Genomic DNA, 11,946 nt, shown 5'->3' on the forward strand with positions numbered 1-11,946 from the left:
ATAACAATTCATTTTAAAATCTCCCTATTTAAATATTCTGTTTGAATTTTTATAATCGTTTTTAACCATTAATACAATTCGGTTTTGTATATAGATGTCTGCATAATCATTTTATGCAGGAAAATAAAAAATGAAACTAATAGGGAGGATAAATCGACAAAGTTTTTAATTTGGGTTGCAATTTTATATACATAAAAGTCGGAGATTGATTTTAACATTTGTGTGCAATACTTGATACGTATTTACTCAAGATTATAGTTTACAAACTGTCAAGTAAAATTAATAAACGACTTACCATTGATACGGTTAAACTTTAACCTTTTTATTAGTTATATTGTTTACTCTGCTTTTTGTCTTTTTTATGTAGTATTGGTCAAATTCGTCCACTGCTATTTCTCATTTTTGCGATTGTAATGCTCCATTTGCAGATTTTCAGAAATAAAAATATCTTACGGCGATGTTTGACAACGAATACCTGAAATATAAAGTCACGTATCCCGTTATCACAGAAATTTAAAAAAAGTCTTGACAAGTAACCAATCGGTTACTATAATGATGAGTAACCGAACGGTTACATACAATTAAGGAGTGAATATATGGCAGGAAATACAAAGGAACGAATTTTAGAAATCGCACTTGAGCTGTTTGCACAGAGTGGTTACTTGGGAACTTCCATGAGCGATATTGCAAAGCAGCTTGGAATCACAAAGGGTGCTTTGTATAAGCACTATACAAGCAAGCAGAAAATATTGGATAGCATTGTGGAGCGGATGAACAAGATGGACTATGAACGTGCTGAAAAATATGAAATGCCTGAAACGGAACCGGACGGCTTTGCAGAAGCCTATATGCACACGCCAATCGGAAAAATTAGAGCATACAGTATGGCACAATTTGACCATTGGACGAAAGAACGTTTTTCTGCAAACTTTCGAAAAATGTTGACGCTTGAGCAATACCGAGATCCAAAGCTTGCACAGCTTTATCATGATTATCTTGCTACCGGCCCTACCGAGTATATGGCAGCGATTTTCCGAAAGCTGACTGATTCCGATGAGTCGGCAATGCAGCTTGCTTTGGAATTTTACGGACCGATGTTCCTGCTTTACAGTATTTATGACGGAGCAGAGAAAAAGGAAGCCGTTGCCTTGCTGCTTAACGCCCATATTGACCGTTTTATTGCCAAGATTGAATCCGGGTACAGAAAGTCAGGAACAACATTATGAAAGATAGTTTAGAAGAAAAACAATGGGTTTTATGCCCGATATGCGGAGCAAAAACGCGCTTGCAGCTCTTACCTGAAACAGAGCTGAAATCATTTCCGCTGTTTTGTCCCAAATGTAAACACGAGAGCATTATCAACGCCAAAAATTTTATTGTTGAAACCAGACAGCCGGACGCTAAGACGCAGTGCTGATCGCAAAGCCGATCATGCGCTGAGTTTTGTTTTTTGAAAAGAGGATTTTATGAACGCAATTATTTACACCAGCAATAGCGGCAGCACAAAGCACTATGCAAGGCTGCTGGCTTATGAAACAGGGCTTCCTGTATACTCTCTTGCCGAGGCAAAGAAAAAAGTATTTTACGGAGCAGAGATTATCTATTTGGGTTGGATCATGGCAGGCTCTGTTAAGGGGTATGCCACCGCAACCAAGCGATACAAAGTATGTGCCGTCTGCGGTGTCGGAATGGGACAGAACGGTGCACAGACTGACAGCGTGAGAAAAAAGACATCTGTTCCCGCAAATATCCCGCTATTCACCATACAGGGCAACTTTGATGTGAAAAAGCTGCATGGAATTTACCGCCTTATGATGGAGATTATGGTAAAAACGGCAGGCAAGAGTCTTGCTGCCAAGAAAGATCGCACGCCTGAGGAGGACGATATGCTTAATATGATGCTCCACGACGGCGAACGGATAAAATCAGAAAATTTAAAGGCTGTGCTGACTTGGTATAACGCACAGAAATAAGAATGGAGGAGTTTATTATGATGTGTCCTAAATGTGGAAAAGAAATGAGAAATGGGTATCTTTTTTGCAGTAAAGACGGAGCCTTAAGCTTTGCAAATGAGGTGCCGAGCCCTTTTGAAAACGCCAAAAACGCAGAAGGGTTTGTAAAGCTTACAGAGCCGAAGGTAGGGGGCAGAACAAGCGTAGAAGCTTGCTGCTGTGATATGTGCAAAACAATCATCATTCAGTATTGATTGGGGATATTAAAATGAGACTATATTTTGGAAATGCCGTGACAACGGTTACCACACTTATGATTTTTTTCCTGTTGGGTTTTATAGGTTATTCGGTTTTTAATCGTGCGAATATTCAGTATTGGGGGCGCAGAAGTGTCATTCTGCTGATTTTCGGACTCGTGATTTGTTGTTTTGCTGCGGCACGTGATGGGTTAGACAAGACAATACAGAACGCTATTGACGGAAGTTGTGCGCCGGGAATTTTTTCACTTATCAGTGTTCCTACCATCGTAGGTTGCGTCGGAGCAGTGCTGATAATCGTTGCTGCCATCGCTACGCCTATCGCCAAAACTCAGCACTCACGCGAAGTTTGGTTCTATGTGATGTCAGGAGGCGCGGTACTGAAAATTGTGACGATGGAGATTTCAAGAGTTATTTTCTAAAACAGTGAGGGTGTGAATATATGCCGCAAATGAGCAGAGGCGGAAAATTTATTTTCGGAGCGTCAATAATACGACCTGATGGACTTGTATAGTTTCCGCCCTGGGCTGTGGAGGAGTACAGTATCACTTCGGAAGGAAAGGTATACTTGTTTACCGGGAGTAAGAGTACGGGCGGTTTTTGCGTGACACAGAGGGGGCTGCTTCTGCCTTCAAAGCTGGGACATATTCTAACCGAAATTCCAAAACTTTTGCGACATGAGTCCCCTGCAGGTACATTTATCTCTTACAAAGGACGAGCGTATTGCTGGACGATCGTCACATAAGCAGGTGAAATCAGATTGTCGGAAAAAATGATGACATTTCTACATCTTGAGCCTGGAATGCGGTTACTCTCTATACGCAGCAGCAACATTGCCTTTACTATGGGCTCAAAGGGTCCGCTTTTAGAAAAGGCAAAGTACTTTGACGGCGATATTCCGCTGTTTTGAAATCAAAAGAATAAATACATGAGAGGTCATCCTATAATCGGAAAAAACGTATATGGTAAAGCAAGTTACGTGGTTGATTCAGGTCTTCTTTTCGTTGCAAAAGTACTAATTGTATCAATAAAATTTTGAAGTGGTGCTATTCTCAAAGAGTTAATATTGGTGGCAATAAAAGCACTATATCTATACTGAAATACAGGTGCGTTTTCAGGAAAATAGGTTCATAGAGACTGCGAGCTGAAAGAACATTGCAGCGTATTATCTTGACATTCTGAAAATAATGATTATAATATAACTAACGAACGTTAGTTAGCAAGGTGACGGAAATGAAGCAGGAAGATACAAAGCAGAAAATTCTCAATAAGGCGCTGGAACTGTTTTCCTCACAGGGGTACGATTCTGTCAGCGTAAGTGAGATTGCCAAGGCGGTAGGTATCAAAGCACCTTCACTTTACAATCATTTTCCGAGCAAACAGGCAATTTTTGATGCTATTGTGGAATCTACTGCGGCACAGTATGAAGCAGATACCGATAGAATTGATATTCATGTACAAAACGCTAAACAGGATATTCCTGTTTTTGCAGAGATAACCGAAGATACTCTTTTTGAAAAAGTTCGTCAAATTTTCGAGTATTCTCTCCATAACGAAACTATCCGTCAATTTCGCCGTATGATGACTATTGAACAGTTCCGTTCTCCAAAACTGGCAAAGTTGTACACATGGCGTTATGTAAATCGTGTGCTTGACTACCACGCAGACATTTTTCGAGCATTAATTGCAGCCAACGAGATTTGTGCGGAGGACCCTCAAGCTCTTGCGATGATGTATGTTGCACCTGTACTGACGCTCATCGGCGTGTGTGACCGTCAACCGGAAAGAGAAAGCGAATGTTTGGAAAAGCTTAGGCAGCATGTGCGGATTTTTTTTCGCATGGTTCATAGCGGCGTCCCGAAAAGCGGTGGCAATCAATGAGCACATTTGATGAGAAATGGGTGCTTTGTCCTATATGCGGCGCAAAAACACGGTTGCGATTACTGCAAAGGACGGTATTGCTTCACTTTCCCTTGTTCTGCCCGAAGTGCAGAAAAGAGAGTATTATCAATGCACAGAATTTTCAAATAGAAATTATAGATCAGCCAGACGCAAAGACACAGTGCTGACCGCAGTTTATGCGGTCGTGCACTGCGCTTTTTTTAGGAGGAAAATCATGAAAAAAACTTTGGTACAAAAGCTGGGGCTGTTGGGTGTTGTCAGCTTCCTTTCGTACACGGCGGCGGTGATTTTTGCACCGCTTGCTTATCCGGGCTACAACTGGATGATGCAGGCTGTCAGCGATCTGAGCGCAGCCAACGCCCCATCATTGGCACTGTGGAATCGGCTCAGCGCATTTTATAATGTATGTGAGGTTGTATGTGCAACCGTTGTTTGTATCGGCATACAAGGGCAGAAAACCAAGCTGCTCCGTTCGGGAATTTATCTGTTTGCTGTGATGGAGTGGATTTCGGCTGTCGGTTACAGAATGTTTCCTCTTTCAAGCAGCGGTTACGCCGGTACATTTCAGGATATTATGCATATGGTTACCACTGTTGCCGTGGTGTTACTTTCCATTGTATCGCTCGTGTTGATTATCATTGCGGGAGTTAAGAGTAAGTCCTGTCGTTCATACGGAATTTGCGCAGTAATTGCTCTTTTTATGATGCTTGTCGGCGCAATGGGTATGAAAATTGTGCCTACCGATTACTTTGGCTTTATTGAGCGATTTAGCGTATTTGCCGCTACGGGATTTAATGCAGCACTGGGTATTCACTTGTTTTGTATAAATCCAAAAGAAAATAAAGAAAATAAGGAGTTAATTAATATGAGTATTATTCCATATGTTGTTGAACAGACCGGTCATGGAGAAAGAAACTTTGATATTTTTTCACGGCTGTTATCAGACCGCATTATCTTCCTTGGTGAGGAAGTGACAAACACCTCCGCTGGTTCAATTATCGCACAGATGTTGTTTCTGGAAGCACAGGATTCGGACAGAGACATTCAGCTTTATATCAACAGTCCGGGTGGATCGGTCTCAGCGGGATTTGCAATTTATGACACTATGCAGTACATCAAGTGCGATGTATCTACCATTTGCATTGGGTTAGCTGCAAGTTTCGGAGCATTTCTGTTGGCAGGCGGAGCAAAGGGCAAACGAATTGAACTTCCCAATGCCGAAATTATGATTCATCAGCCGTTGATAGGAGGAAACGTTGTACGCGGTCCTGTTACGGATATTCAGATTGTGACTGAGCAAATGCTGAAAACCAAGCGGCGACTTACTCGTATTCTCTCCGAAAACACAGGACGATCAATCACGGAGATTGCCGCTGATACAGAACGTGATAATTATATGTCAGCCCGCGAGGCGCTTGCTTATGGGTTGATTGATAAAATTATTGAAAAGAGATAGGAGATAAACAATAACAGATAACCACGTAACGATTCGTCTTGAAACGGAAGACGATTATAGAAATGTTGAAAACCTGACGCGTGAGGCGTTTTGGAATGTATACCGCCCCGGATGTATGGAGCACTATGTGTTGCATTGCTATCGGAAAGATCCGGCTTTTGTTTCTGAACCGGACTTTGTTATGGAACTTGATGGTGAACTGATTGGGCAGGTTATCTATGTGCGCTCGGAAATTGATTGTGATGATGGGAGAAAGGTACCGATTATGACTTTTGGCCCTATTGGTATTGCCCAAAAGTATAAGCGTCAGGGCTATGGAAAGCACTTGCTTGATTATTCCATGGAGAAAGCCAAAGAAATGGGAGTGGGCGCACTCGCCATTACCGGCAATATATTATTTTACGGTAAGTCCGGGTTCGTTCCCGCCAAAACAAAAGGTATTCGCTATGCCGATGATCCGGAGGCGGACTACTTTCTTATTAAGGAGCTGATGCCCGATTTCTTGGGCGGTATTTCAGGCACTTATAAGGATCCCGAAGGTTACTTTGTCTGTGAAAAATATCCAGATGCATTTGAAAAATATGAAGCGACTTTCCCAAAAAAGGAAAAATTGAAGCTTCCCGGACAGCTGTTTTGAACGGGAGAAAATCAAAATAGAGAACCAAATCTATCCCAGTCCGCATGATAAGCAGACGGTATACTTAAAGAATGTTATCACAGGCACGAATATTAAAGTCGGAGAATACAAAATTTACAATGATTTTGCACACGGTACCTGCAATTTTGCAAAGAATAATATATTTTACCACTACCCGATCAACGGCGACATACTGATAATCGGAAAATTTTGCTCTGTTGCGTGTGGCGCAAAGTTTCTTTTTACAAGCGGAAATCATTCTATGAGATCTCTTGCCACCTACACTTTTCCCATTTTCTTTGATGAGTGGGGGCTTTATGTGAAAAACATTTGCGATGCGTGGGATAATAAGGGTGATACCATTATCGGTAATGACGTTTGGATTGGTTACGAAACAGTAATTATGTCGGGGGTAAAAATAGGAGACGGTGCAATTATCGGCACCTGTGCGGTAGTTACAAAGGATGTGCCTACATACACCATTGTCGGTGGTGTTCCGGCAAGAGCTATCCGCAAGCGTTTTGATGATGCGACGATTGAGAAGCTCGAAGCCCTGCAATGGTGGAATTGGGACTACAAAAATATTAAGCGTAATATCTACGCTATTCAGTCGGGAAATATTGAAGCTTTAGATATGGCTGTATGAGACCAACCGTAATTGTCCCAAAAACTACAACCTAAGAAGTGACTTGCAAGCTTTGAATGTATGTATCGAATCTGATGGTAACGTTTTCAAATCTCTAAATGGTGGCTGATTAAAAAAATATTCTGTGAAGAGTATAGTTGGTACATTGTTTTTTGCCATAACATTACATCATATTCGGCGGTTATTACTTTTGCGTTTCTTGCAATTGAAATTCTGCTCCCCATAAAATGTGTTTTATGTGATTTGTACCATTAATGTTACGCACCGATTTTGGTTATTCATAACACTATGCGGTAATCAGTATTTAGACTAAAGTCAATAAACATATTATAAAAGCAAAAAAGAAACGCCGAAAGTCTTTGTTTTCAAGGACTTTCGGCGTTTCCTGGCGTTCCCGAGCGGATTCGAACCGCTGGCCTTCCGCTTAGGAGGCGGATGCTCTATCCTGCTGAGCTACGGAAACATAACTGCAATTAAACTGTTACAATGACTTTATTTTATATTAAATAACCGTCTTTGTCAAGAAAGTTTTAAAAAAATGAATTTTTGTATTGACAAAGCAAATCACTTGTGATATAATATTCCTTGCTGAGACAGACAGTGCAAATACGGAGAGGTGTCCGAGTGGTTTAAGGAGCTAGTCTTGAAAACTAGTGATCCCGCGAGGGACCAAGGGTTCGAATCCCTTCCTCTCCGCCATTTTATTTTATACACTTTGCCGCACGGAGGATTACTCAAGTGGTGAAGAGGCTCCCCTGCTAAGGGAGTAGGTCGCTAACGCGGCGCGAGGGTTCAAATCCCTTGTCCTCCGCCAGAAGTCCACCCTAATTCATCGAATTAGGGTGGACTTCTTTTTTGAAAAATTCAGTAAAAGTGTAAAAGTAAAAACACGGTGAGGAAGAGCCTCACCGTGTACAGAGCAAATTTATTATAGTTTAATGACTTAATAAATTATAATACTAAATATTATTCAGCCTCTGCTTTTCTCTTTGCAAAGCATTCACTGCAGTAATATTCCTTGCCTTCCATAGGCTTAAAAGGAATCTTTGCAGGACCGCCGCATTCAGCACAGGTTGTTTCGTAATACTCACGACCTGCTTTTGCAGCGTTCTTGCGTGCCTGTCTGCATTCTTTGCAACGCTGCGGCTCATTTACAAAACCTTTTTCAGCGTAAAATTCTTGCTCTCCTGCAGTAAAAACGAATTCTTTTCCGCATTCTTTGCAAATGAGTGTCTTGTCTTCGTACATTGGTTTTTACCTCTCTTTGGTATAAAATAAAAATAGATTTGTTGCCCCGTGCGGAGTTGCACCGCTTATACTTTTCAGGACATATTATCGCTGCATATCTTCCTGCGTGCTCTGCAAAGCGCATTGTCAACGGACTTTTCGTCAATTTTAAGCTTGTCGGAAATTTTGTGATAGCTCATTCCGCCCGCATAAAGCATAAGTACGTCATATTCACGTTTTGACAAAACAGCTTTAAGCCTCTTGATAACAAGGTTAAGGTGTTCCTTCATTGTGATGAGTTCTTCAGGCGTTAATGAAGTGTCTTCAATGCTTTCGCCAAGATTTTCAATTTGAACAAGCGCAGAATCAGGCACAGCCTTTTGGGTGTTGCTTCTTCTGATTATAGAAACAAATCTGCGTTCAACAACCGTTGCCATATAGCTTTTAAAGCTTGCTCCGCCTGCCTCATCAAACGTTCGGCACGCATAAAGAAGCCCAAGCAAGCCTTCCTGCACAAAATCGTTTTGTTCATAACCCCGGGCTGAGTATTTTCGGGCAATAAAACGAATAGTACCGAGATAACGTATTGAAAGCTCGTCAAAAGCTCTGTCGTCTCCGTTTTTGGAAAGAATTGCAAGCTCGTTGTCCGTAAGTGAGGAGTAAGGAGAATTTGATACTCCCATACACTCACCTCACAACCAAACATCTATATATGATAATATAGTATTATGACTTGATTGTCAATATTTTTTGTATTTTCTGTAAAAATGCAAAAAATATTCCAGATTATTTATGCATATCTTATAAGATTAAGGGGGATTTTCGGCGTTTGTGTCAATTGTAAACAATGTGAAATAATGGTATAATTTTTTTATATTCGATTTTAAAATGTAATATTCAAATTTTAAACTATGTTTTTGGAGGAAAATATGGTTGTAAAATGTAACAGTTTTGGAATAAACGGTATTGACGGATATAAAGTTGAGGTTGAATCCTCAATACAACTTGGACTTCCTGCATTTGACATGGTAGGATTGCCTGACGCCGCAGTAAAGGAAAGCCGTGACAGAGTAAAAAGCGCATTCAAAAATTGCGGTTTTAAGCTTCCGTCCGCCCACATTACTTTTAATCTTGCTCCGGCTGATATAAAAAAGGAAGGCCCGATATATGATCTTCCGATTATGGTGAATTTGCTGAAACTAACAGGGCAAATTACCGCTGATCTTTCTGATTGTGCTTTTATAGGCGAGCTGTCATTAAGCGGAGAATTACGTGGAATCAACGGAGTTCTCGCTATGGTAATAAAGGCTTGTGAATGTGGAATTAAGCGCATTTATGTGTCTTTTCAAAATATCAGCGAAGCCTCTGTCGTTCATGGGATAGACGCTTATCCTGTTAAGGATGTTGTTCAGCTGAAAGATATGCTCAATCATCCCGAAAACTATTCTCCTGTGTCGGCAGAAACCGCAGTTGAAGTGAATTCAAATGAATTTTTTCCTGACTTTTCTCAGGTTAAGGGGCAATTTGAGGCAAAAAGAGCACTTGAAATTGCTGCTGCCGGTGGGCATAATATCCTGCTTATAGGTCCGCCCGGCTCGGGCAAAAGTATGCTTGCAAAGCGTGTGCCGTCAATTCTTCCCGATATGACTTTTGAAGAAATGATTGAAACAACCAAGATACATTCAATTGCAGGTAACCTCCACCGTGACGGATTGATAACAACACGTCCGTTTCGTTCTCCTCATCATACTGTAACGCCTGTCGGTCTTGGCGGAGGAGGTTCGGGCACAATTAGACCCGGCGAGGTGTCGCTTGCTCATAACGGAGTTTTGTTTCTTGATGAACTGCCGGAGTTTTCGCGTGCCGCACTTGAGGTCTTGCGCCAACCGATAGAGGACGGACAAATCACAATTTCCCGTTCGGGACAAAATTGCACCTATCCGTGTTCAATTATGGTGGTAGCGGCTATGAATCCCTGTCCTTGTGGGTATTTTGGAGATGAAACCCATAAATGCAGCTGCTCGGACGTGAAGATAAGAAGGTATCTGAATAAAATCTCCGGTCCCTTGCTGGATAGATTAGACCACATACTGAAATACAAATTTGATAATATTCTTTACTATTACCATTACCTAACGCAAAAAGATAAGGGCTATAAGACTATTAAATCTTATAACCCTTATTTTTATTCAACAATTTTGCCGATAATCACAACACGGTCTTTATCATTCACCATATTAATTAGCTGGTGTACATAACCGTTTGGCTTCATATCAGCAAACGCTTCTATATATTCGTCATACATTTCCATTAGAGATTTATGCTGTGTTGCAGAGATTTCACCTTTGTCTATAGCTTCGTTACAAATTCTAACTATGCTTAATCTGACTTGCTTATAATTGATTTTTCTCTGAACTTCCAGACAACCCAACAATTTATCAACTTTGCCTGATATTTCATTAAGCTGTTCACCTTGTTGTTCTAATGTGTTTTTGTACTTCTCATTCATATCTTTCACTTCCTTGTACTTCTCAAACGCTTTGTATAGCTTTATTATCACAGCACAAAGGAAGCCGATAATGGCGCAGATTACAATAACCCACGCCGCTATCGTTCCAATCGGTATGCCAGACAGAAAATCCCATACATTCTGCGTATTTTGGTAACTTTCCATTGGCTTATCTCCTTACATATTTTACTTAACTAATTTTGCTTCAATACCATCAATAGTTTTTCCAAATATTCCTGCATATCCATCTTGTCCATTTGTGGTTTCAGTGTCGTATTGCCAGTCGAGCCAGCCGCCGCCAAGCAGATGAACCCTGTATGCTACTCTATAATAGCCAAACTTATTTACAACATCTGAAGGGGTTTTGTAATACATTTTCACTGCATCAATAGCATTTCCTTTTTGTGCGGGATTTCCGTCGCCGGCATAACCATTATTATAATCTTTATAATTGAATCCAGTTACCTTGCCGAGCCAACCTTTGCCCTTGACGTGTACACTATATTCGATAGTGCCTTTAGTAACTTTAGCCGCAAAAGCAACGAGAGCTTTTCCAAAAATGCCAGAATAATCCGCACCATTTTTAATTACACCAAGCCATTTGCCGTTTGTAACACCTTGCGTATAGATAATAGGCACATCTACACTTGGCATAGGAGTAGGCGTAGGCGTATCATTGCCGCCAGAAGATTTTGACCAACCATTATAACCACCATTCTTAATGATGGTCGGATAATCTTTATAAGCCTTGTCTTTGTCGATAACACCAACGCCAGCAATACTATTGCTCTCAATAAGATTTGTTTCTCCGCCATATTGCCACATTCCTAAATTATCCTCAGTGTAATCGGGGTATCTGCCCCATTCTGCGAGCCAAATGTCACAACTATTTACGACAGACTTTGAAAGATAATCACGAATGTCATAATAGCCAGTATATATCATTGGATAGTAACCTAACTTTTTCATTCCTTCTACCCAAACTTTCGCGGTGTTAGTAATGATTGATGGAGTGTACTCCCAACTATTGAATCCAGCTTCTTCAATATCAATGGCGATAGGCAAAGTTGGCTTATATCCTTTAGCTATCTGTTGTTTAATTAGTTTATCAGCGAACGCTACTTCCGCTTGCACCTCAGACGTTGTTGTTGCTTCTGTTAAAAGATATACACCCCACGGCATACCAAGTTGCTCCGCCTTTTTTACGTTGGCTGCAAATTGATTATCTGTAATTCTTGTGCCTTGACCGACCCGAATCATAACCCATCCATATCCAGCGTTTTTAACTTTTGACATATTAATGTCGCCTTGTGCATAAGAAATATCTACACCTTTAGTTCCCTTAATGCTCATATTCTCA

The 11,946-nt window shown here is 40.9% G+C and carries 16 protein-coding genes, 3 tRNA genes and 1 pseudogene; 15 read left to right on the plus strand and 5 right to left on the minus strand.

Annotated elements, in window-relative coordinates; translation table 11 throughout:
* Positions 1-596 precede the first annotated feature (596 nt).
* From BLP46_RS00410 to BLP46_RS00465, 12 genes and pseudogenes are all read left to right on the plus strand, one after another.
* Positions 597-1,226, plus strand: a complete 630-nt coding sequence (locus BLP46_RS00410; RefSeq protein WP_092973937.1) for a TetR/AcrR family transcriptional regulator — start codon at positions 597-599, stop codon at positions 1,224-1,226.
* Positions 1,223-1,417, plus strand: coding sequence for a cysteine-rich KTR domain-containing protein (locus BLP46_RS00415; protein WP_092973940.1), 195 nt, complete (start codon positions 1,223-1,225; stop codon positions 1,415-1,417). The genes BLP46_RS00410 and BLP46_RS00415 overlap by 4 nt, the downstream gene beginning before the upstream one ends.
* Before the next feature lie 49 nt (positions 1,418-1,466).
* Entirely contained in the window at positions 1,467-1,973 is a 507-nt protein-coding gene (locus BLP46_RS00420) for a flavodoxin domain-containing protein (RefSeq protein ID WP_092973943.1), read from the plus strand.
* Between the two features lie 17 nt (positions 1,974-1,990).
* Positions 1,991-2,206: a PF20097 family protein gene (locus tag BLP46_RS00425; RefSeq protein ID WP_092973947.1), complete on the plus strand. Its 216-nt coding sequence runs from the start codon at positions 1,991-1,993 to the stop codon at positions 2,204-2,206.
* Positions 2,207-2,220: 14 nt separating this feature from the next.
* Positions 2,221-2,631 carry a hypothetical protein gene (locus BLP46_RS00430; protein ID WP_092973951.1) on the plus strand — a complete coding sequence of 137 codons (411 nt, stop codon included), beginning with the start codon at positions 2,221-2,223 and terminating at the stop codon, positions 2,629-2,631.
* 338 nt (positions 2,632-2,969) lie between these two features.
* Complete coding sequence (locus BLP46_RS13460; protein WP_353961291.1) at positions 2,970-3,119, plus strand: hypothetical protein; 150 nt, start codon at positions 2,970-2,972, stop codon at positions 3,117-3,119.
* Positions 3,120-3,442: 323 nt separating this feature from the next.
* Positions 3,443-4,090, plus strand: coding sequence for a TetR/AcrR family transcriptional regulator (locus BLP46_RS00440; RefSeq protein WP_092973954.1), 648 nt, complete (start codon positions 3,443-3,445; stop codon positions 4,088-4,090).
* Positions 4,087-4,278 (plus strand): cysteine-rich KTR domain-containing protein, encoded by a 192-nt coding sequence (locus BLP46_RS00445; protein ID WP_092973957.1) that lies wholly within the window; start codon positions 4,087-4,089, stop codon positions 4,276-4,278. Before BLP46_RS00440 ends, BLP46_RS00445 begins: the two co-directional genes overlap by 4 nt.
* 47 nt (positions 4,279-4,325) lie before the next feature.
* Positions 4,326-4,910: pseudogene (locus BLP46_RS00450) on the plus strand (DUF998 domain-containing protein); the annotation flags it as partial.
* Positions 4,911-4,976: 66 nt separating this feature from the next.
* Positions 4,977-5,567 carry an ATP-dependent Clp protease proteolytic subunit gene (locus BLP46_RS00455; protein ID WP_092974353.1) on the plus strand — a complete coding sequence of 197 codons (591 nt, stop codon included), beginning with the start codon at positions 4,977-4,979 and terminating at the stop codon, positions 5,565-5,567.
* 31 nt (positions 5,568-5,598) lie between these two features.
* A complete protein-coding gene (locus BLP46_RS00460) occupies positions 5,599-6,204 on the plus strand; it encodes a GNAT family N-acetyltransferase (RefSeq protein ID WP_318259392.1) in 606 nt (201 codons plus the stop codon).
* Between the two features lie 16 nt (positions 6,205-6,220).
* Positions 6,221-6,850: a CatB-related O-acetyltransferase gene (locus tag BLP46_RS00465; RefSeq protein ID WP_092973964.1), complete on the plus strand. Its 630-nt coding sequence runs from the start codon at positions 6,221-6,223 to the stop codon at positions 6,848-6,850.
* A gap of 386 nt (positions 6,851-7,236) precedes the next feature.
* On the opposite strand, the gene BLP46_RS00470 is transcribed toward BLP46_RS00465, so the two are convergent.
* A tRNA-Arg gene (locus tag BLP46_RS00470) sits at positions 7,237-7,313 on the minus strand.
* 147 nt (positions 7,314-7,460) lie between these two features.
* On the opposite strand from BLP46_RS00470, the gene BLP46_RS00475 reads away from it, so the two are divergent.
* Positions 7,461-7,549 (plus strand) — tRNA-Ser (locus tag BLP46_RS00475).
* A gap of 25 nt (positions 7,550-7,574) precedes the next feature.
* Positions 7,575-7,664, plus strand: a tRNA-Ser gene (locus BLP46_RS00480).
* 152 nt (positions 7,665-7,816) lie between these two features.
* Here the strand turns inward: BLP46_RS00480 and BLP46_RS00485 are convergent.
* Positions 7,817-8,098, minus strand: coding sequence for a zinc-ribbon domain containing protein (locus tag BLP46_RS00485; protein WP_092973967.1), 282 nt, complete (start codon positions 8,096-8,098; stop codon positions 7,817-7,819).
* A gap of 74 nt (positions 8,099-8,172) precedes the next feature.
* On the minus strand, positions 8,173-8,760 hold the full coding sequence (locus BLP46_RS00490) for a sigma-70 family RNA polymerase sigma factor (RefSeq protein ID WP_092973972.1): 588 nt from the start codon (positions 8,758-8,760) through the stop codon (positions 8,173-8,175).
* 246 nt (positions 8,761-9,006) lie between these two features.
* Between BLP46_RS00490 and BLP46_RS00495 the strand changes: the two genes are divergently transcribed.
* Complete coding sequence (locus BLP46_RS00495) at positions 9,007-10,335, plus strand: YifB family Mg chelatase-like AAA ATPase (RefSeq protein WP_092973975.1); 1,329 nt, start codon at positions 9,007-9,009, stop codon at positions 10,333-10,335.
* Here the strand turns inward: BLP46_RS00495 and BLP46_RS00500 are convergent.
* Both BLP46_RS00500 and BLP46_RS00505 read right to left on the minus strand, forming a co-directional pair.
* Positions 10,263-10,751, minus strand: coding sequence for a hypothetical protein (locus BLP46_RS00500; protein WP_092973978.1), 489 nt, complete (start codon positions 10,749-10,751; stop codon positions 10,263-10,265). The two genes, BLP46_RS00495 and BLP46_RS00500, sit on opposite strands and share 73 nt — an antisense overlap.
* A gap of 21 nt (positions 10,752-10,772) precedes the next feature.
* Positions 10,773-11,939, minus strand: a complete 1,167-nt coding sequence (locus BLP46_RS00505; RefSeq protein ID WP_092973981.1) for a GH25 family lysozyme — start codon at positions 11,937-11,939, stop codon at positions 10,773-10,775.
* Between the last annotated feature and the right edge of the window lie 7 nt (positions 11,940-11,946).

This window comes from Ruminococcus sp. YE282, from assembly GCA_900101355.1.
Lineage (GTDB): Bacteria > Bacillota > Clostridia > Oscillospirales > Acutalibacteraceae > Ruminococcoides > Ruminococcoides bromii_A.